Genomic DNA, 20950 nt, shown 5'->3' on the forward strand with positions numbered 1-20950 from the left:
ATGAAATTTGCTGTTCTTGTATTTCCTGGTTCAAATTGTGATAGAGATATGTATAATGCAGCAATCAAATCAGGTGTTGAAGCAGAATATGTTGATTATAGAACGACAACATTAGCAGGGTTTGATGGTGTACTTATTCCTGGAGGGTTCTCATTTGGAGATTATTTAAGATCAGGTGCTATGGCAAGTGTCGCACCAGTTATCAATGAAGTGAAAAGATTAGCGAATGAAGGTAAACCAGTGCTAGGTGTATGTAATGGATTTCAAATTTTAACAGAAATCGGTTTACTACCAGGTGCATTACTTCATAATGATTCACATTTATTTGTCAGTCGTAATGAATCTTTACGTATTGTAAATAATCAAACGCCATTCACTAATTTATATGAAGAAAATGAATTAGTTGTTTATCCAGTAGCACACGGAGAAGGACATTACTACTGTAATGAAGACATTTATAACGATTTGATTACTAACAATCAAATTATTTTGAAATACACTGACAATCCTAATGGGTCATACGCTGATATAGCAGGTATTGTTAATAAAGCAGGCAATGTTTGCGGTATGATGCCACATCCTGAAAGAGCAATGGAATCATTATTAGGTACTGATAGCGGTATTAAATTATTTGAGGCTATGGTGAATAGTTGGAGGGAACAAAATGTCTAAATTTATCGAACCAAGTGTTGAAGAAATTAAGTTAGAAAAACTATATCAAGATATGGGATTGAGCGATAAAGAATACGCTAAAGTATGTGAGATCTTAGGCAGAGAACCCAATTTTACTGAAACAGGTATCTTTTCAGTAATGTGGAGTGAACACTGTTCTTACAAACATTCAAAGCCATTTTTAAAACAGTTTCCTACTACTGGTGAACATGTATTAATGGGACCTGGAGAAGGTGCAGGTGTTGTAGATATTGGTGACAACCAAGCAGTCGTTTTTAAAGTGGAATCACATAACCATCCTTCAGCTATTGAACCTTATCAAGGTGCTGCTACAGGTGTAGGAGGAATCATTAGAGATATTGTTTCTATTGGAGCACGTCCTATTAATTTATTAAATAGCTTACGCTTTGGTGAGTTATCAAACAAGCAAAATCAGAGACTGCTTAAAGGCGTAGTTAGTGGTATCGGTGGCTATGGTAACTGTATTGGTATTCCAACAACTGCTGGTGAAATCGAGTTTGATGACCGCTATGATGGTAATCCTCTTGTTAATGCTATGTGTGTCGGCATTATTGATCATGACATGGTACAAAAAGGGACAGCTAAAGGTGTAGGTAATTCTGTTATTTATGTAAGTTTAAAAACAGGTAGAGATGGTATTCACGGAGCAACGTTTGCATCTGAAGAATTAACTGAAGAAAGTGAAAGCAAACGACCATCTGTCCAAATTGGTGACCCGTTTGTTGGTAAGAAATTAATGGAAGCAACATTAGAAGCTATAACATTTGATGAATTAGTCGGAATTCAAGATATGGGAGCGGCAGGATTAACTTCTTCTTCTTCAGAAATGGCGGCTAAAGGTGGCAGTGGTCTCCACTTAAGATTAGACCAAGTTCCAACAAGAGAACCAGGTATCTCACCATATGAAATGATGCTATCTGAAACTCAAGAAAGAATGTTACTTGTTGTCGAAAAGGGAACAGAACAAAAGTTTTTAGATTTATTTGAAAAACATGAATTAGATAGTGCAGTCATTGGAGAAGTGACTGATACAAATCGCTTTGTATTAACATACGAAGATGAAGTGTTTGCAGATATTCCAGTACAACCCTTATCAGACGAAGCACCAGTATATGTTCTTGAAGGTGAAGAGAAAGCGTACAATACATCTAAAAATGACTATAGTCATATAGATACTGAGAATGTATTTGACCAGTTATTACAACACCCAACGATTGCATCAAAACATTATTTATATGAGCAATATGATCAACAAGTTGGTGCAAATACGATTATTAAACCAGGATTACAGGCATCAGTGGTAAGAGTTGAAGGCACGAATAAAGCGATTGCTTCAACGATTGATGGTGAAGCACGATATGTATTTAATCAACCTTATGAAGGCGGAAAAATGGTAGTAGCAGAAGCGTATCGCAATTTGATTGCTGTGGGTGCGACGCCACTAGCAATGACAGATTGTTTGAATTATGGATCTCCAGAGAAAAAAGAAATTTACCAACAATTAATTGATTCTACAAAAGGAATGGCAGAAGCTTGTGATGTATTAAAAACGCCTGTTGTATCAGGTAATGTATCGTTATACAACGAAACAAGAGGTACATCTATCTTCCCGACGCCGGTAGTTGGTATGGTTGGGTTAATTGATGATGTTAATTATTTAGCTAATTTTAAACCACAGTCTGGAGAAACATTATATCTCGTTGGTGATACAAGAGATGACTTCGGCGGTAGCCAATTAGAAAAATTATTATATGGCACAGTGAATCATGAATTTGAATCAATTGATTTAAGTGATGAAGTTGCAAAAGGCGAAGCGGTGAAATCAGCTATTAGAAGCGGTGCTGCATCACATGTTCAAACAGTCGGAAAAGGTGGTTTATTAATTACACTAGCAAAAATGAGTGCTCATTATAATTTAGGATTAGAGGCTAATATAGATGTTTCTAATGCTCAGTTATTTAGCGAATCTCAAGGTAGATATATCATTTCTGTTAAAGAAAATGAATCACTAAACATTGAAAATGCTATTGAAATTGGTCAATTTAATAGTGGTAGTCAGTTCAAAGTGTCAAATAACCAAACAACGATTATCAAAAATGTAGCAGATATCAAAGATGTTTGGGAAGGAGCTATTAGCCAATGTTTAACTACTCAGGACTAAATGAGGAATGTGGTGTTTTTGGCATTTGGAATCATCCAGATGCTGCTCAATTAACGTATATGGGATTGCATAGTTTACAACATAGAGGTCAAGAAGGTGCAGGAATAGTAGCTGCCAATCATGAAAAATTAGTAGGTGAAAGAGGACTTGGTTTACTTACTGAGGCTATTAAAGATGATCAATTATCGAGATTAAAGGATTATCATAATGCAATTGGACATGTGAGATACGCTACTTCTGGTAACAAAGGTATAGAAAATATTCAACCTTTCTTATATCACTTTTATGATATGAGTGTTGCGATTTGCCATAATGGAAATCTGATTAATGCGCAATCTTTAAGACAAAATCTTGAAAAACATGGTGCGATTTTCCATTCGTCATCTGATACTGAAGTGATTATGCATTTAATTCGTAGAAGTAAAGCACCTACATTTGAAGAAGCTTTAAAAGAAAGTTTACGTCAAATTAAAGGTGGATTCACATTCGCAGTGTTAACTAAAGATGCATTATATGGTGCAGTTGATCCTAATGCTATTAGACCTTTAGTAGTCGGTAAAATGCAAGATAACACTTATATTCTAGCTAGTGAAACGTGCGCTATTGATGTTTTGGGAGCAGAGTTTGTACAAGATATTCATGCTGGTGAATATGTCATTATTAACGATGATGGTGTCCAAGTTAAATCATATACAAGACATACGAATACTGCAATTTCAGCCATGGAATATATCTATTTTGCCAGACCAGATTCTACGATTGCCGGAAAAAATGTTCATGCAGTTCGTAAAGCCTTTGGTAAACGTTTAGCACAAGAAAGTCCAGTAGAAGCTGACATGGTTATTGGTGTGCCTAATTCGTCGTTATCAGCAGCAAGCGGTTATGCCGAAGAGATAGGATTACCTTATGAAATGGGTCTTGTTAAAAATCAATACGTAGCGAGAACATTTATTCAACCGACACAACAACTTCGTGAACAGGGTGTACGTGTTAAATTGTCAGCGGTCAAAGATATTGTTGAAGGTCAGAATATTATCCTAGTCGATGATTCTATAGTTAGAGGAACAACATCTAAACGAATTGTGAAAATGTTGAAAGATTCAGGAGCCAATGAAGTCCACGTTAGAATTGCATCACCAGAATTTATGTTCCCAAGTTTCTATGGTATTGATGTATCAACAACTGCTGAATTAATATCAGCGAGTAAATCACCTGAAGAAATTTGTGAATATATAGGTGCTGATTCGCTTGCGTATCTTAGCGTAGATGGATTAATTGAATCGATTGGTTTAGATTATGATGCACCATATAGTGGTTTGTGTGTTGAGAGCTTCACTGGAGATTATCCAGCTGGATTGTTTGATTACGAAGAGAATTATAAAAAGCATTTAAGTGATCGTCAAAAAGCATATATTAATGAAAATAAACATTATTTTGATAGTGAGGGAAATATAAATGTCTAAAGCATACGAACAATCAGGTGTAGATATCCATGCAGGTTATGAAGCGGTAGAAAGAATGTCTAGTCATGTTAAACGTACGATGCGTAAGGAAGTTATCGGTGGTTTAGGTGGCTTTGGTGCCACATTTGATTTATCTCAACTCAATATGAAAGCCCCAGTATTAGTTTCAGGTACTGATGGTGTAGGTACCAAATTGAAATTAGCAATTGACCACGCTAAGCATGATTCAATAGGTATAGATGCGGTGGCCATGTGTGTGAATGATATTTTAACTACAGGTGCAGAGCCACTTTACTTTTTAGATTATATTGCAACGCATAAAGTAGTTCCTGAAATCATTGAACAAATCGTTAAAGGTATCAGTGATGCTTGTGAAGAAACTAATACAGCTTTAATCGGTGGTGAAACTGCCGAAATGGGTGAAATGTATCATGAAGGTGAATATGATTTGGCCGGCTTTGCAGTTGGCGCTGTTGAGAAAGATGAATATATTGATGGTTCAGACGTGAAACCTGGTCAAATCATTATAGGTTTAGTATCTAACGGCATTCATTCCAATGGATACAGTCTAGTTAGACAACTCATTAAAAAGTCAGGTATAAACCTTAACGATACATTTGAGCAACATACTTATTTAGAGACATTTTTAGCACCAACCCAATTATATGTAAAACCAATATTAGAATTAAAAAAACATGTGTCAATAAAAGCTATGAACCATATTACTGGTGGTGGATTTTATGAAAATATTCCTCGTTCTTTACCAGACGGATTATCTGCAGACATAGATGCAAATGCGTTTCCGACACCAGCAATATTCGATTGGTTGCAGGAACAGGGTAATATTAGTACAGATGAAATGTATAACATATTTAACATGGGCATTGGTTTTACTGTTATTGTCGATGAACACGATAAAACTCAGACATTAGAAATATTAAAACAACAGAATGTGAATGCCTATGAAATCGGTCGAATTGTAGAAGATAGCCATAAACCGATTCGTATTCAGGGGGTACAAACGTGGTCAAAGTAGCAATCTTTGCATCAGGTTCTGGAAGTAACTTTGAAAACATCGCACGACATGTTCAACAAGGACATTTAGAGGACATTGATATTACTGCACTTTATACAGATCATCATGATGCTTATTGTGTTAATAGAGCAGAACAACTTGGTATACCAGTACATATCAATGAACCAAAACATTTTGAATCAAAATCTCATTATGAACAACATTTATTATCTTTACTTTCTGCAGAAGGGGTTCAGTGGATTGTATTGGCCGGTTATATGAGATTAATTGGGGAGGATATTTTAACAGCTTATCCTCATAAAATATTAAACATTCATCCATCATTATTGCCGAAATATAAGGGGATAGACGCAATTGGACAAGCATTTCGTAGCGGGGATTCAATAACAGGATCAACGGTACATTATGTTGATAGTGGTATGGATACGGGAGAAATTATTGAACAAAGACAATGTGATATCAAAACGGACGATACTATTGAAATGTTAGAAGAGAGAGTCAAACAATTAGAGTACCAATTATATCCAAGCGTTATTGCGAAAATCATTCGATAGAGGAGTATAGCGAACAATGAAAAGAGCAATTTTAAGTGTTTCAAATAAAAACGGTATTGTAGAATTTGCGACATCTTTAAAGGAATTAGGTTATGAGCTTTATTCAACAGGTGGAACGAAACGTATTTTAGAAGAGGCACAAGTTGAAGTGAAATCTGTATCTGAATTAACACAATTTCATGAAATTATGGATGGACGTGTTAAAACTTTACATCCAGCAGTACATGGTGGGATTTTAGCAGATAGAGATAAATCAGAACATTTGGATGAATTAAAAGAACAACACATTGATTTAATAGATTTAGTAGTCGTTAATTTATATCCATTCCAAAAAACAGTAGAAAATCCAGATGTTACAGAAATGGATGCGATTGAAAATATTGATATTGGTGGTCCGACAATGTTAAGAGCAGCTGCCAAGAATTTTAAACATGTGACAACCGTTGTACACCCTGCTGATTATAATGAAGTGATTAGTAGAATAAAAAATGACCAATTAGACGAAGAATACCGCAAATCACTTATGATTAAAGTATTTGAACATACAACTCAATATGATGAAGCTATTGTGAATTTCTTTAAAGGGAATAAAGAAACCTTACGCTATGGTGAGAACCCACAACAATCTGCTTACTTTGTAAGAACAACTGATGCTAAACATACAATTGCTGGAGCTAAACAATTACATGGTAAGCAACTTAGCTTCAATAATATTAAAGATGCTGATGCAGCACTTTCATTAGTTAAAAAATTTGAAGAGCCAACTACGATTGCCGTAAAACATATGAATCCATGTGGTGTAGGAATTGGAAATACAATTGAAGAGGCTTTCCAAAATGCTTTTGATGCAGATAATCAATCCATTTTTGGTGGAATTATTGCATTAAATCGACCAGTGACAGCGACGTTAGCTGAAACACTACATTCTATCTTTTTAGAAGTCGTTATCGCACCTCAATTTACGAAAGAGGCTTTAGATATTTTAACGAAAAAGAAAAATATTCGACTATTAGAAATAGATACAACAATTGATAATAGAGAACAAGAATTTGTGTCAGTATCTGGTGGCTATTTAGTACAGGATAAAGATAACTTTGAAGTAAGTCGTGATGAAATGACTGTTGCTACAGAAGTACAACCAACTGAAGCGCAATGGGAAGCAATGTTGTTAGGTTGGAAAGTGGTAGGTGCCGTTAAGAGTAATGCAGTAATATTAAGTAACGCTAAACAAACAGTAGGTATTGGTGCTGGTCAAATGAATCGCGTAGGTTCAGCCAAAATTGCATTGGAAAGAGCAATTGAAATTAATGATAATGTTGCATTAGTATCAGATGGCTTTTTCCCAATGGATGACACTGTAGAATTAGCTGCTCAAAATGGTATTAAAGCAATTATTCAACCTGGTGGATCAATTAAGGATCAAGATTCTATCGATATGGCAAATAAATATGGCATTACAATGGTAATGACAGGAATGCGACATTTTAAACACTAATCATAAGATGTTGAAGGGAGAAAAGTCATGAAAGTACTCGTTATTGGTGCAGGTGGACGTGAACATGTATTAGCCTATAAATTAAGTCAATCATCAATAGTAGACCAAGTTCATGTGATACCAGGCAATGAAGCAATGGTTAATGTGGCACAAATCCATACTAATATTAAAGAAAATGATCACGAAGCTATCTTAGACTTTGTCACTAATCATCAAATAGAATGGGTTGTAATTGGACCTGAACAACCATTGATAGATGGTTTACCTGATTTATTAAGAAACCATCAAATTAAAGTATTTGGCCCTAATCGCGATGCAGCACAAATTGAAGGCTCAAAGGCATTTGCTAAAAGAATAATGGCTAAATATGATATTCCTACTGCACAATATAAGGAAATTAATAATAAGGAAGAGGCATTAGTTTTCGTTGAAACATGTGACTTGCCAATCGTTATTAAAAAAGATGGTTTAGCTGCAGGTAAAGGTGTAGTGATTGCTACAAAAAGAGATGAAGCTAAAGAAGCAGTTCAACAAATGTTTGAAGAAAAATCAGGAACAATTGTATTTGAAGAATTTTTAGAAGGTGAAGAATTCTCTTTAATGACATTTGTTAATGGTAAGAGAGCTGTTCCATTTGATTGTATTGCTCAAGATCATAAACGTGCTTATGATTACGATAAAGGGCCAAATACAGGTGGTATGGGTGCATATTGTCCAGTACCTCATATTAGTAATGATATAATTGCTAGAACAAATGAGGAGATTGCTCAACCGATTGCAGATGCAATGGCTAAAGAAGGCCACCATTTCTTTGGACTATTATACATCGGTGCTATTTTGACTCAAGAAGGGCCGAAAGTCATAGAGTTTAATGCAAGATTTGGTGATCCAGAAGCACAAGTGTTATTGACAAGAATGAATAGCGATTTAATGCATCATATTGTTGCACTTGATAATGATGAGCCGATTCATTTTGAATGGAAGGATGAATCAGTGGTTGGTGTCATGTTGGCTTCTAAAGGCTATCCAGGTAATTACGAAAAAGGGCATCAAGTTAGTGGATTTGAACTAGACTCAAATTACTTTGTAAGTGGTTTGAAGAAGGATAATGACCAGTTTGTTAACAGTGGTGGACGCGTCCTATTAGCTATAGGTGAAGGGCAAAATATAAAAGAAGCGCAAGCCGCTGCCTATAAACGTGTTAAAAAGATAAAGAGCAATCACTTGTTTTATAGAACAGACATCGGAAATAAAGCATTGAAATAAAAGAATAATTAAAGAGAACAGGACAGAAATAACATGTTACTAAAATTTATTTCCTTGTCTTGTTTCAACAAGGTTGACTATAATTGTAAAAATTTTATATTAGAGCATCTTTACAATTCATTACTTAGACGGTTGTAATTATGGACTTTAGCTCATGTATATTCCTATAGTTTATCTGAATATATAAGTTGATATACATGTGTAAGTCGTTCTAATTTCTATGAGAAAAAGAATGCGCCTACAGTCAACTACTATAATTATATGATTAAATCCTGAGACATTATTTTTGTCCCAGGATTTTTTATTTATATATGGAATGAATGGATAAAATACTTTATTCTAATCTACCTATTCGAACATCATGGATACCAGTTATTGGCAAGATAGATGATAAATAATAAGAAAGTCCGATAATAATTAATAAACATATAATCAATATAATATCTTTGTATGAGAATGGTGCGTGATAATAATACGTTCTAGGACCATCTTTAAAACCTTTAGACTCCATTGCAACAGATAGTTGATGTGCACGTCGTATGTTTTGACTTAATAACGGAATAATTAAATGTTTAAGTCTTTTGAAACCTCTATAATTAGATTTGTTTATCATTTGATATCTCATTTTTAAAGAACGACGTAATTGAATTAAAGAACTGATGATTAACGGTATCATTCTAATTGCGGCCATAAAGGCATAGGCAACTTTAGGCTTTACTTTTAAATGTTGCATTAGACTATAAAAAATCATGACTACTTGTGACGTTAATGCTATAAGAATACCAAACATCGACACTGTAATTGTACGAAGAGAAAGGTGAATACCTCTGACGATACTTTCCGTACTAATTTGAATGATTCCAAATTTAAATAAAATGTGGTCACCATCACCGTATAAAATCATGAATAGTGATGACAATAGAGCAAAGAACGTGGTTGCTAGTATAAAAGCACCAGTAATTTTAAATTGCGTTCCGTTAAACATAAGTAAAAAGATAAACATGAGACAAACGATGTAAATCATAAAGTCAAAATTATGAATAAAAATAATAAAGAAAAATAGTAAAACGCCTAAAACGAGTTTAGTGATAATATTGACGTCATCCATAAAGGTGTGTCTAATTTTCCAATGTTCAAACATGTTGATCACCTTTGATTTCTGTTAAATATTGGTTTTCAATTATCCATTGACGTGTTGGATAGCGTTTAATAATCTCTGGATCATGTGTAACCATAATGATACTTTGCCCCTTAGATACTCTCTCTTGAAATAGTTTTATTAATTGAAATGTATTGTGGCTATCCAAACCAAATGTTGGTTCATCTAAAAGGATGATATCTGCATTTGAACTTAATGCCGTTGCTACACTTAACCTACGTTTTTGACCCATTGATAATTCGTAAGGATGTTGATTTTTAACATTGGTTAAGTCTAGTAAATCTAATAAGTCGAGGGTTTTAGATTCTGCAATAGATGAATCTAAATGGTTAAAATGAATCAATATTTCATCATAGACAGAGTTAGTGATAAATTGAAGTTCTGGATTCTGATACACAAGATATATGTGCTTTGCAGCATCTTTAATTTTACGCAATTCCTGACCTTGAAATGTCATTACGCCTTTATATTTGATTAATTGTAATATGGATTCTAATAATGAGGTTTTACCAGTACCATTTTGACCAGTTATCGTGATCCACTCACCTGAATGAATAGCTAATTGATCCACTTTGAATAAATCTTTCTTATTACGAATAACAGCACCATTTTCAAATTTAAATAATGGCGCTTCAGATGAGGGAGCCATATATTTTGGCTTAGGAGCGTAATGCCATGCATTTGGATGCCACACGCCGTATTCACTAAGTAAATGTTCATAATGCTTTAAAATATGATTTGGCGTATCATCAGCAATAATTTGTCCTTCATAGTTCATTAATAAAACTCTATCCACATGTTGCCAAATATGTTCGACCTTATGTTCGACTATAAGTACTGTTTGGTCTTTCCAGAGCTTGATTAAACGTTGCCATAAATCTGATGTCGCATTAACATCTAACATTGCAGTGGGTTCATCTAAAAATAGCGTATCTGCTTGTTGTAATATGGTTTCAACTATAGCTAATTTTTGCTTCATACCGCCACTTAATTGATTGATTTGTGTATTTTCGTTTACATTTAAATTTACTGATGCTAATGCTTGGCTGATGGCTTCATCCATATCTTGTCTTGGCACTTCTCTATTCTCTAAAACAAAGGCAAGTTCTTCATAAACTTTAGGCATACAAAATTGTGAATCCGGATCTTGGAAGATAACCCCATTATGCTGATTGATTTGCAATTCGTCATATTTCATAGGTAATTCTATTAAATTGGGTACAATACCACTTAATACATTTAAAAGTGTACTTTTACCAGAACCGGACGGTCCTAGTAAAAGTACTTTTTCTTTATCTTTAATTTCTATATTTAGATTATCAAAAATTTTTCGATATCCATTAGGATATTTCAAACGTAAATTTGTAACTTTCAACACTTTTAAGTCCCCTTATAATGTATCGTAATCATCTTTAGAAGCGGGTCTGAATACTTTAGTTATACCAGTTTGATCCAATGCTTTAACCAATAAATAAGATAATAAACCAGCAATGATAATACCACTAATCGCACGGAAAACAATGAATAAAATTAAGTTCCATCCAGCAACTTCATTTAAATAACCATAAAAATAGTCGACTGGGAATGAAATAAGTGCAGTCACTAATCCCGCAAGCATAGCTACCATGACTGAACGAGACTGGTATTTGAATATAGCAAAGACAATCTCACAAGCTAAACCTTGTAGTAGGGCATAGATGATTGTAGGTATATCAAATTTACCCATCACAATTGTTTCACCGGCACCTGCAGCAAACTCAGCAAGTAAGGCGATACCTGGCTTAGGAATAATTAAATAACAAACAATCGCAGCCATAAACCATACACCATATGTTAATTGTTCAAGGTGTAAACCAGCGACTTGTGCAACATTATAAAATAGCCACCATAAGTTATAAATAATGGCAAAAATGAGAGAGATAAGTACTGTTACTAATATCTCAGAAAGCTTTAAACCTTTTGACATAAAAACATCCTCCTAAAAAAACGCACAACCATCTCTAGGAAAGTTGTGCGTAAAACATAAGAATATGATTCAACATACGATTATCATCTTTGTTAATTACACTTTCCTACGCTAGTATCTAGCTAGATCAGGTTCAAAGGGTTTGAGGGTTAACCTCATCTCAGTTCAAAACACCCCTAGTGCGTTTATTATTTTAATTTGTCTTTAATGTATGATTTTTCATGTGGATTGTCAAGTTAATAAAATATATAATAAATTAATATTTTTATATGATGTGTGCTTATGAAAACTCTAAGTCAGTCAATACGTAGTATTAAATATAAAATAGCACAAAGATGATTTAAAATTTCAAATCATCTTTGTGCTATTATTTTTTTGTATTTATGTCCCAAATTCATCGTTATTATAGAATATTGGATGATCTAATGGTTAAATAGTCAATTAGTAATTAATTTAATGCGTCATCAATATCTTTTTTAGTTTGTTCTGTATCATTTGTTTTTTCTTCCTTTTGCTCTTTTAATTTCTCTTCTGCTTTTTTGGCTTTTTCAGCTGATTTTTTTGCAAATTCTTCGTTACTCATAATAAATCCACCCCTAATTGTGTTTTATTGTTTACATACACCTTTTACCCAGTTATGCTAATAATAAACTTTTCTAGGTCTATAGACGTATTTAATGATTTATTAAAGACAAGAATAAGTTCTTCATATATAATAACTTTTGAGGTGAATAGTATGTCTTTTCTTAAGAAACACACCGAGATTATATTTAGTTATATCATCGGTATCGTTTCACTTTTCACAGGACTCATTATATTAATTAACTTACCGCTTATTAAACAATTAAATGGAGATAAGAAGGTAAATACACATGTGTATAATATATGGGAATTCCTGAACGCATTTTTCGCTGAAATAATTAAAGTGATGAGTAGATTTATCGGGAGTTTCCCAATTGTAAGTGCCATAATTATTATATTATTTGGTATCTTTGTAATGTTACTAGGTCATACGTTATTTAGAACAATTAAGTATGATTATGATATTTCAATTTTCTTCTTAGTCATAGGGATAATGTATTTCTTAATTACTCTAGTTCTTATGATGCAAGTATATGGGTTCTTTGGTATCGTATTTATTATTCCGTTCATCATACATATCGGTTATATTGTATATAAAGATGAATTGAATAGTGATAATCGAAAGAGTCATTATATGTGGATTATCGTATCATATGGTATCAGTTACCTTATTACGCAAATTGCATTACATGGTCGTATAGATGCTAATGAAATTGAATCTATTGACATCTTAAGTGTTAATACATTCTTTATTATTATGTGGTTATTAGGACAAATGTCAATTTGGAACTTCTTGTTCTTAAGACGTGCGCTACCGCTTACGAAACAAGAATTAGGTGAAGAAGAACCTGAATTATCAAGAACAAGTAAAGGTAATGTCTCGAATCAAACTAAAGTTCACTTAAAACAACTACAAGATAAGACAACAGAATATGCACGTAAAACAAGAAGAAGTGTTGATTTAGAAAAAATTAGAGTTAAAAGGGATAAATTTAAAGAAAAAGTAAAAAAAATTGTTGATATCCAAGAAGATGATATTCCACATTGGATGAGAAAACCAAAATGGATAAAACCAATGTATGTTGAAATTTTCTGTGGTGTAGTTATTTTCTTCTTTACATTTTTAGAATTTAACAACAGAAACGCATTGTTCTTATCTGGAGAATGGGAATTATCACAAACGCAATATGTGATAGAATGGGTAACATTATTGTTACTTTTATTTATTATCATAGTTTATATTGCTACAACACTTACTTATTTCTTAAGAGGTAAATTTTACTTCTTACAATTATTTATGGGAAGTATCTTATTCTTTAAATTATTAACTGAATTCATTAATATTATGGTTCACGGATTATTATTATCTGTATTTATTACGCCAACTTTATTGCTTATGTTACTAGCAATGATTGTTGCTTATTCATTACAGTTAAGAGATAAACCAAAAGAATAATTAAAAAACATTTAACAAATTAATTTAAACAAATCACACGTGTTATGGGGTGGGTTACAATTCCTTCTTTAATCGATCGAATTGTAAGCCCACTCTTTTTTGTTAGAAAATAGGACATCCTAGCATTCTTTGTTAAAATAATAAATGAATCATTCAATTAGTAATTATATATAATGTAAAATGCATTTACGAATCAGCATAGCAATATGACGGTTGAAGAAATTAAATGTATAAAAGAGAGGTTAGTGTAATAAATGAAGATTGCAACTTTAAATAGAGGTAAAGAATCAAAATATCAAATTCAATATCCATTAATTGATGAAGAAGATATTTATGCCCAAGATCATCTAAAAGAAGGTGATTTATTCAAATTAGTCGATGGAAAAGAACAATATATAGCAACGGCTTATGTAGGTAGACAGCATAAAGGTTTAGGTTGGGTGTTAAGTTATGATCCGTCCGAAGATATTAACACATCGTTTTTTAAACGATTATTTGAAAAAGCTTTAGCAGAACGAGAATATTACTATCACATAGATGGTACGAATGCTTTTAGATTGTTCAATGCTGAAGGTGATGGTGTTGGCGGCTTAACTATCGACAACTATGATGGCCATTTATTAATTCAATGGTATTCGAAAGGTATTTATAAATTTAGGTACCATATTTTAGAAGCTATCAAAATTGTTTTTGAATATCAGTCTATATACGAAAAAATGCGTTTTAAAGATACTGAATACACAGGTGGGTTTGTTGAGGGAGAACAACAAACATTTCCAATTGTAATTGAAGAGAACTTTACGTTTTATAATGTGGATTTAGATGACGGCTTAATGACAGGTATCTTCTTAGACCAAAAAGAAGTAAGAAAGAAATTACGTGATCAATTTTCAGAGGGGCGTCATCTTTTAAATGTGTTCAGCTATACAGGCGCTTTTTCTGTCGTATCAGCAACTAAGGCTAAAACAACGACAAGTGTAGATTTAGCTAATCGTTCAAGAGGACTAACCGAAGAGAATTTTGGGCTTAATGCCATTGATCCTAAATCACAATATATTTATGTCATGGATACATTTGATTTTTATAATTATGCAAATCGACACGGGCATCAATATGACACAATTGTCATTGATCCACCAAGCTTTGCACGAAATAAAAAGAAAACATTTTCAGTACAAAAAGATTACGACAAATTAATTAATGGCGCCTTAGAAGTATTAGCACCAAAAGGGACATTATTATTATGTACCAATTCGAGTGTCTTTTCTTTAAAAGCGTTTAAAAATGTTATTAAAACAACACTAGAAGAAGCTGAAGTTGATTATGAAATCAAAGAAGTGATGGGATTACCTAAAGATTTTAAAACACATCCACATTACAAACCTTCAAAATATTTGAAAGCAATTTTTGTTAATATTGAGCATTAAATAGTTGTATTCTGGGTATAGAGTCTTATTGAAATAAGATTCATGGGAGTGTGAATTAGATGAGCATTAGAAATAAAATGACGAATAGAGTTACAAATACAGTTGGTAATAAAGTATTAAATATTGAAGAAATCAAAGAAAAAAGTAATTTACCTGTGACTCAAAATGAGTTACAACAAAGACGTGCACAAGCAGAAAATCTCGTTAAAAAGAAATCTTTATTATCATCAGGAATGAGTGTAGTACCAATTCCTGGATTGGACTTTGGTGTTGATATAAAATTAATGAGAGATATCATTAGTGATGTCAATAAAATTTATGGACTAGATCATAAACAAGTCAATTCATTGAGTGATGATGTTAGAGAACGAATCATGTCTGCAGCAGCCATTCAAGGTAGTCAATTTATTGGTAAAAAATTAACCAATGCACTTATGAAAGTAGTGATTAAAGATGTAGCGAAACGAACTGCAGCTAAACAAACTAAATGGTTCCCATTTGTAGGACAAGCAGTTTCAGCATCAATTAGTTATTACTTTATGAAAAAATTAGGTCAAGATCATATTGAAAAATGTGAAAAAGTCATCAAAGAGTTACTTTAAGGGATATAATTTGTTAAAAAATTGTAGAAATATACTGAAACCGGTTTTAAACAAATTGAATTTAACTATTGGTTTTGGTAAAGTTAAGGTATAAAAATTTATGTTAGATTGTAAGTATATTGAAGATTCTAACTTATAGAAGGAGAAATAAATTATGGAACAAAAATCATATGTAATTATCGACGAAACAGGAATCCACGCTCGCCCAGCTACAATGTTGGTACAAACAGCTTCAAAATTTGATTCAGATATTCAATTAGAATATAACGGTAAAAAAGTAAACTTAAAATCAATCATGGGTGTTATGAGTTTAGGTGTAGGTAAAGATGCTGAAATTACAATTTATGCTGACGGTAGCGATGAGGCAGATGCAATCGAATCTATCAGTGATGTCTTATCAAAAGAAGGTTTAACTAAGTAATATGTCTAAATTAATTAATGGTATTGCTGCATCTGATGGTGTAGCAATCGCTAAAGCTTACTTAATAGTTGAGCCAGATTTATCTTTCGACAGCAGTGAAACAATCACTGATGTTGAAGGTGAAACTAGCAAATTCAATAACGCTATCGAAGCATCTAAAATTGAATTAACTAAAATAAGAAATAATGCAGAAGTTCAATTAGGCGCTGATAAAGCTGCCATTTTTGATGCGCATTTACTTGTTTTAGATGATCCAGAATTAATTCAACCAATTCAAGATAAAATTAAAAACGACCATGTTAATGCTGCTACAGCATTAAATGAGGTTACAACTCAATTCATTACTATATTTGAATCAATGGATAATGAATACATGAAAGAACGTGCAGCAGACATTAGAGATGTATCTAAACGTGTGTTAGCACATATTCTTGGGGTTGAATTACCAAACCCAAGTATGATTGATGAAAGTGTTGTTATTATTGGTAATGACTTAACACCTTCTGATACTGCACAGTTAAATAAAGAATTCGTTCAAGGGTTTGTAACGAATATTGGTGGTAGAACAAGTCACTCTGCGATTATGAGTCGTTCATTAGAAATCGCAGCTGTAGTTGGTACTAAATCAATCACTAAAGAAGTTAAACAAGGCGATATGATTATCGTTGATGGTTTAACTGGTGATGTTATTATCGATCCTACAGAAGATGAAGTTATCGCTTATCAAAATAAACGTGAACGTTTCTTTGAAGATAAACAAGAATTACAAAAATTACGTGATGCTGATACAGTAACTGTTGATGGTGTTCACGCAGAGTTAGCAGCTAATATTGGTACACCAAATGATTTACCTGGTGTAATTGAAAATGGTGCGCAAGGTATTGGCTTATATCGTACTGAGTTCTTATACATGGGTAGAGATCAATTGCCTACTGAAGAAGAACAATTCGAAGCATACAAAAAAGTATTAGAGACTATGGATGGTAAACGTGTTGTTGTTCGTACATTGGATATCGGTGGCGACAAAGAATTACCATACTTAGATTTACCAGAAGAAATGAATCCATTCTTAGGTTATAGAGCGATTCGTCTTTGCTTAGCGCAACCTGATATTTTCAGACCACAATTACGTGCGTTATTACGTGCTTCTGTTTACGGTAAATTAAATATCATGTTCCCAATGGTAGCTACTATCAAGGAATTCCGCGATGCTAAAGCAATGTTATTAGAAGAAAAAGAGAATCTTCAAAACGAAGGTTATGACGTTTCGGAAGATATTGAGTTAGGTATCATGGTTGAAATTCCAGCTACTGCAGCATTAGCTGATGTCTTTGCTAAAGAAGTAGATTTCTTTAGTATTGGTACAAATGACTTAATCCAATACACATTAGCAGCTGACCGTATGTCAGAACGCGTATCTTATCTATATCAACCATACAATCCTTCAATTTTACGCTTAGTAAAACAAGTCATTGAAGCTTCTCACAAAGAAGGTAAATGGACTGGTATGTGTGGTGAAATGGCAGGAGATGCTACTGCAGTACCATTATTATTAGGTTTAGGTCTAGATGAATTCTCAATGAGTCCAACATCTATTCTTAAAGCTAGAAGACAAATTAATGGTTTAAGTAAAAATGAAATGTCAGAATTAGCGAACCGTGCTATTCATTGTGCAACACAAGAGGAAGTTATGGAATTAGTTAATAACATTTCAAAATAATAATCAAAAGAACCAACTTGAGCAATTTAAATTGCTTTAGTTGGTTCTTTTATATCATTAGTATCTTTTAATTGCTAAGTACTTATTGAATGTCAAAAGCTTGATTAATTTTATCCATATCAACTTGATACATAGGTTCATCGTTCAATAAGATAAATGGCGTCGCAAATGCATCATAATCCATCATTTCTACTCGATATTGATTATTCTTTATATTTTTTTCTGTATAATCTACATGATTTGCTTGAAGATGATTTTTTACAAACGTACAAGGTGGACAATCATCTTGTGTATATATCGTAATATGTGACACTTTGGTCTTCCTTTCTATATGTTAATTTATATTATTCTATCTTATATTTAATTTTATAAAATATCAATGGTGTGAACATTATGTGTCTCTATAAAAAATTTATGTCAAAAATTCAAGCAAAAACATTTAGTTCATCATGATAAGGATTTATAATTTTAAGCATTGTGAAATTACTAAAAAATATAAATACAAGGTGATTATATATGGATTCAGTTGAAATGAGTCGATTACTTACAGGTATGACCTTAGCCGTTCATATCATATTTGCAACGATTGGTGTAGGTATGCCATTAATGTTTGTTATCGCTGAATTTCTTGGTATACGAAACAACGATGCACATTATATTGCATTAGCGAAACGATGGTCGAAAGGATATACCATTACAGTTGCTGTCGGTGTAGTGACGGGAACAATTATTGGTTTGCAATTATCGCTTGTTTGGCCAACATTTATGAAAATGGGCGGTCATGTAATTGCATTACCTCTATTTATGGAAACATTCGCATTCTTTTTTGAAGCTATTTTTCTTAGTATTTATCTTTATACTTGGGAAAGATTTAAAAATAAATGGATTCATTTTGTTATAGGCTTACCTGTAATTATAGGTGGATCATTCTCAGCATTTTTCATAACGTCAGTTAACTCGTTTATGAATACACCAGCTGGTTTTGAAATGAAAAACGGGCGTATGGTTAATGTTCAACCATTAGAAGCAATGTTTAACTCATCATTTATCGTAAGGTCCTTCCATGTTGTTGCAACAGCTGGCATGACAATGGCGTTTATTCTTGCGGCAATTGCTGCATTTAAATTGCTAAAACAGACGCATCCAGAAGATAAAAGATATCATTTAAAAGCATTAAAAATGACGATGATTGTTGGGTTTATTTCAACATTGTTATCGATGTTAGCGGGAGATATGTCAGCTAAGTTTTTACATAAAGTACAACCAGAAAAATTGGCTGCATATGAATGGCATTTTGACACACAATCTCAAGCTAATTTAGTATTTTTTGGTGTTTTAAACGAAAAGACGAATGAAGTATCAGGCGCAATAGAAATCCCAGGAATGTTAAGTTTCTTAGCTGATAATAGTTTGAAGACGACAGTAAAAGGACTTAACGATTTTCCTAAAAATGAATTGCCACCATTAATTGTTCATTATTTCTTTGACTTAATGGTTTCAATGGGCGTATTCTGTTTTGTGATTTCAGGAATTTTTATGTTGATTTTATTAATTAAGAAGTTACGACACTTAACTACACATAAGGTAGTTTTATATAGCATATTACTTACTGGTCCAGCGTCTATGTTAGCAATTGAATTTGGTTGGTTCTTAACGGAAATGGGACGCCAACCATGGATTGTAAGAGGATACTTAAGAGTATCTCAAGCAGCGACTCAAGCTGGTGGTATTACATTAGTGACGATTTTATTTGGTTTATTATATCTTGTACTCATCGTTACATCTGCATATGTGTTACTCAGAATGTTTAGAAACAAACCTGCAATCAATGATGTCAATCAAGTGCTCAAAGAAAGAGGTGATAACAAATGATATATTCATATATAGGTATTACAGTCTTATGGATATTTTTATTTTGTTATATAATCGTAGCCTCAATTGATTTTGGTGCTGGATTCTTCGCATTACATTCTAAACTTACTGGTGAAGAAAAGAAAATCAATCATCTTATTGAAAGATATCTTAGTCCAGTATGGGAAGTTACGAATGTCTTCTTTGTCTTTTTCTTTGTTGGATTTATTGGATTCTTCCCTGATTCCGTTAAATATTTAGGAACGGTTTTACTTGTACCAGGTTCAATTGGTACGATTCTTATTTCAATAAGAAACAGTTTCTATGCCTTTGAGAATTATGGACAAGATACAAAATTACCATGGATTTTTCTATATGGGTTAACTGGTTTACTTATTCCAGCTGCATTAGCAACCGCATTAACAATTTCAGAAGGTGGCTATATTAAAGAGGTAGGGAATCATGTTGATTTAGACTGGGTTCAACTATTACTAAGTCCTTTTGCATGGGCTGTTGTTTTCTTGGCAATTATCTCAGTGTTATATATCTCTTCTGGATTCCTTACATTTTATGCTAATAAAGCAAAGGACCAATCGGCATATCATTTAATGAGACAATGGCATATATTTTGGGGACCACCAATGATTATTATTTCCTTGTTTGTCTTTTTATCACTAAGAGTACAAAACTCAGAGCATTTTAATAATGCTGTCTTTAACTATTGGTGGATGTTCGTGATAAGTTTTATCTTTTTCCTAGTTGCAGGCGCACTAACTATTTTTAAAAGAAATCATGGTTTAGCATTTATAATGGTGATATTGCAAATGTTATTTGCTTTCTTTGGATATGGTATCAGTAAATTACCATATTTATTACATCCATTCGTAAAAATTTCTAGTTCTCATGTAAATGATGAAATGGGTCTAGCATTGGTTATTGCATTTATTTTAGGTTTACTTTTATTAGTTCCATCGTTACTATTATTATTGAGACTATTTGTTTTCGATAAAGATTATGTAGAAGGAAAAAAATAATCAACTATAGTAGAACAAATCATCATTTCGATTTTGCATCAGCTTTTACTATATATTTATTTGA

Annotated in this window: 19 protein-coding genes and 1 riboswitch; of the genes, 14 read left to right on the forward strand and 5 right to left on the reverse strand. The window is 32.9% G+C overall.

Going from position 1 to position 20950, the window contains the following annotated elements; all coding sequences use genetic code 11:
• Genes purQ through purD form a run of 7 tightly spaced genes read left to right on the forward strand, consistent with a single transcriptional unit; the run spans position 1 to position 8668 of the window.
• Positions 1-672 (forward strand): phosphoribosylformylglycinamidine synthase I, encoded by a 672-nt coding sequence (gene purQ, locus ACJQQZ_RS02290; protein ID WP_002450715.1) that lies wholly within the window; start codon positions 1-3, stop codon positions 670-672.
• Positions 665-2854 carry a phosphoribosylformylglycinamidine synthase subunit PurL gene (gene purL, locus ACJQQZ_RS02295; RefSeq protein WP_145505970.1) on the forward strand — a complete coding sequence of 730 codons (2190 nt, stop codon included), beginning with the start codon at positions 665-667 and terminating at the stop codon, positions 2852-2854. The genes purQ and purL overlap by 8 nt, the downstream gene beginning before the upstream one ends.
• Positions 2833-4317 (forward strand): amidophosphoribosyltransferase, encoded by a 1485-nt coding sequence (gene purF / locus ACJQQZ_RS02300; RefSeq protein WP_145505973.1) that lies wholly within the window; start codon positions 2833-2835, stop codon positions 4315-4317. Before purL ends, purF begins: the two co-directional genes overlap by 22 nt.
• Positions 4310-5353: a phosphoribosylformylglycinamidine cyclo-ligase gene (gene purM, locus ACJQQZ_RS02305; protein WP_145505975.1), complete on the forward strand. Its 1044-nt coding sequence runs from the start codon at positions 4310-4312 to the stop codon at positions 5351-5353. Before purF ends, purM begins: the two co-directional genes overlap by 8 nt.
• Complete coding sequence (gene purN / locus ACJQQZ_RS02310; RefSeq protein ID WP_002450711.1) at positions 5341-5907, forward strand: phosphoribosylglycinamide formyltransferase; 567 nt, start codon at positions 5341-5343, stop codon at positions 5905-5907. The genes purM and purN overlap by 13 nt, the downstream gene beginning before the upstream one ends.
• A gap of 16 nt (positions 5908-5923) precedes the next feature.
• On the forward strand, positions 5924-7402 hold the full coding sequence (purH, locus tag ACJQQZ_RS02315) for a bifunctional phosphoribosylaminoimidazolecarboxamide formyltransferase/IMP cyclohydrolase (protein ID WP_145505977.1): 1479 nt from the start codon (positions 5924-5926) through the stop codon (positions 7400-7402).
• Between the two features lie 27 nt (positions 7403-7429).
• Complete coding sequence (gene purD, locus ACJQQZ_RS02320) at positions 7430-8668, forward strand: phosphoribosylamine--glycine ligase (RefSeq protein ID WP_145505979.1); 1239 nt, start codon at positions 7430-7432, stop codon at positions 8666-8668.
• Positions 8669-9002: 334 nt separating this feature from the next.
• Here the strand turns inward: purD and ACJQQZ_RS02325 are convergent, their stop codons facing one another.
• The 4 genes from ACJQQZ_RS02325 to graF all read right to left on the reverse strand — a co-directional run bounded on the left by ACJQQZ_RS02325 (position 9003) and on the right by graF (position 12376).
• On the reverse strand, positions 9003-9809 hold the full coding sequence (locus tag ACJQQZ_RS02325; protein WP_145505981.1) for an energy-coupling factor transporter transmembrane component T family protein: 807 nt from the start codon (positions 9807-9809) through the stop codon (positions 9003-9005).
• A complete protein-coding gene (locus ACJQQZ_RS02330) occupies positions 9802-11205 on the reverse strand; it encodes an ABC transporter ATP-binding protein (RefSeq protein ID WP_145505983.1) in 1404 nt (467 codons plus the stop codon). The genes ACJQQZ_RS02325 and ACJQQZ_RS02330 overlap by 8 nt, the downstream gene beginning before the upstream one ends.
• A gap of 12 nt (positions 11206-11217) precedes the next feature.
• Positions 11218-11793, reverse strand: coding sequence for an ECF transporter S component (locus ACJQQZ_RS02335; protein WP_145505985.1), 576 nt, complete (start codon positions 11791-11793; stop codon positions 11218-11220).
• Positions 11794-11879: 86 nt separating this feature from the next.
• Positions 11880-11981: riboswitch (TPP riboswitch) on the reverse strand.
• A gap of 260 nt (positions 11982-12241) precedes the next feature.
• Positions 12242-12376, reverse strand: coding sequence for a glycopeptide resistance-associated protein GraF (graF, locus tag ACJQQZ_RS02340; RefSeq protein ID WP_145505987.1), 135 nt, complete (start codon positions 12374-12376; stop codon positions 12242-12244).
• A 153-nt stretch (positions 12377-12529) separates the two neighbouring features.
• Between graF and auxA the strand changes: the two genes are divergently transcribed.
• The 5 genes from auxA to ptsP all read left to right on the forward strand — a co-directional run bounded on the left by auxA (position 12530) and on the right by ptsP (position 18001).
• The gene (gene auxA, locus ACJQQZ_RS02345) at positions 12530-13831 is read left to right on the forward strand and encodes a lipoteichoic acid stability factor AuxA (protein ID WP_145505989.1); all 1302 of its coding nucleotides are present in this window, start codon (positions 12530-12532) and stop codon (positions 13829-13831) included.
• Between the two features lie 254 nt (positions 13832-14085).
• Entirely contained in the window at positions 14086-15258 is a 1173-nt protein-coding gene (locus ACJQQZ_RS02350) for a class I SAM-dependent rRNA methyltransferase (RefSeq protein ID WP_145505992.1), read from the forward strand.
• A 59-nt stretch (positions 15259-15317) separates the two neighbouring features.
• The gene (locus ACJQQZ_RS02355) at positions 15318-15860 is read left to right on the forward strand and encodes a DUF697 domain-containing protein (protein WP_002450702.1); all 543 of its coding nucleotides are present in this window, start codon (positions 15318-15320) and stop codon (positions 15858-15860) included.
• Between the two features lie 154 nt (positions 15861-16014).
• Positions 16015-16281, forward strand: a complete 267-nt coding sequence (locus ACJQQZ_RS02360; RefSeq protein ID WP_002450701.1) for a phosphocarrier protein HPr — start codon at positions 16015-16017, stop codon at positions 16279-16281.
• Position 16282: 1 nt separating this feature from the next.
• Positions 16283-18001, forward strand: coding sequence for a phosphoenolpyruvate--protein phosphotransferase (gene ptsP / locus ACJQQZ_RS02365; protein WP_049423563.1), 1719 nt, complete (start codon positions 16283-16285; stop codon positions 17999-18001).
• An 82-nt stretch (positions 18002-18083) separates the two neighbouring features.
• Here ptsP and ACJQQZ_RS02370 read toward each other — a convergent pair whose 3' ends face one another.
• Positions 18084-18314 (reverse strand): glutaredoxin family protein, encoded by a 231-nt coding sequence (locus tag ACJQQZ_RS02370; protein WP_002450699.1) that lies wholly within the window; start codon positions 18312-18314, stop codon positions 18084-18086.
• Positions 18315-18517: 203 nt separating this feature from the next.
• Here ACJQQZ_RS02370 and ACJQQZ_RS02375 point away from each other — a divergent pair, with 203 nt between their 5' ends.
• Positions 18518-19873 carry a cytochrome ubiquinol oxidase subunit I gene (locus ACJQQZ_RS02375; RefSeq protein WP_075778646.1) on the forward strand — a complete coding sequence of 452 codons (1356 nt, stop codon included), beginning with the start codon at positions 18518-18520 and terminating at the stop codon, positions 19871-19873.
• Entirely contained in the window at positions 19870-20886 is a 1017-nt protein-coding gene (locus ACJQQZ_RS02380; protein ID WP_145505994.1) for a cytochrome d ubiquinol oxidase subunit II, read from the forward strand. Before ACJQQZ_RS02375 ends, ACJQQZ_RS02380 begins: the two co-directional genes overlap by 4 nt.
• Positions 20887-20950: the final 64 nt, after the last annotated feature.

Origin of the sequence: Staphylococcus sp. KUGN1, assembly GCF_045984185.1 — a bacterium.
Lineage (GTDB): Bacteria > Bacillota > Bacilli > Staphylococcales > Staphylococcaceae > Staphylococcus > Staphylococcus warneri_A.

Coding starts and splice junctions, on each gene's coding strand:
- purQ (WP_002450715.1), top strand. CDS start 1: ATGAAATTTGCTGTTCTTGTATTTCCTGGTTCAAATTGTGATAGAGAT.
- purL (WP_145505970.1), top strand. CDS start 665: ATGTCTAAATTTATCGAACCAAGTGTTGAAGAAATTAAGTTAGAAAAA.
- purF (WP_145505973.1), top strand. CDS start 2,833: ATGTTTAACTACTCAGGACTAAATGAGGAATGTGGTGTTTTTGGCATT.
- purM (WP_145505975.1), top strand. CDS start 4,310: ATGTCTAAAGCATACGAACAATCAGGTGTAGATATCCATGCAGGTTAT.
- purH (WP_145505977.1), top strand. CDS start 5,924: ATGAAAAGAGCAATTTTAAGTGTTTCAAATAAAAACGGTATTGTAGAA.
- purD (WP_145505979.1), top strand. CDS start 7,430: ATGAAAGTACTCGTTATTGGTGCAGGTGGACGTGAACATGTATTAGCC.
- ACJQQZ_RS02325 (WP_145505981.1), bottom strand. CDS start 9,809: ATGTTTGAACATTGGAAAATTAGACACACCTTTATGGATGACGTCAAT.
- ACJQQZ_RS02335 (WP_145505985.1), bottom strand. CDS start 11,793: ATGTCAAAAGGTTTAAAGCTTTCTGAGATATTAGTAACAGTACTTATC.
- graF (WP_145505987.1), bottom strand. CDS start 12,376: ATGAGTAACGAAGAATTTGCAAAAAAATCAGCTGAAAAAGCCAAAAAA.
- auxA (WP_145505989.1), top strand. CDS start 12,530: ATGTCTTTTCTTAAGAAACACACCGAGATTATATTTAGTTATATCATC.
- ACJQQZ_RS02350 (WP_145505992.1), top strand. CDS start 14,086: ATGAAGATTGCAACTTTAAATAGAGGTAAAGAATCAAAATATCAAATT.
- ACJQQZ_RS02355 (WP_002450702.1), top strand. CDS start 15,318: ATGAGCATTAGAAATAAAATGACGAATAGAGTTACAAATACAGTTGGT.
- ACJQQZ_RS02360 (WP_002450701.1), top strand. CDS start 16,015: ATGGAACAAAAATCATATGTAATTATCGACGAAACAGGAATCCACGCT.
- ptsP (WP_049423563.1), top strand. CDS start 16,283: ATGTCTAAATTAATTAATGGTATTGCTGCATCTGATGGTGTAGCAATC.
- ACJQQZ_RS02375 (WP_075778646.1), top strand. CDS start 18,518: ATGGATTCAGTTGAAATGAGTCGATTACTTACAGGTATGACCTTAGCC.
- ACJQQZ_RS02380 (WP_145505994.1), top strand. CDS start 19,870: ATGATATATTCATATATAGGTATTACAGTCTTATGGATATTTTTATTT.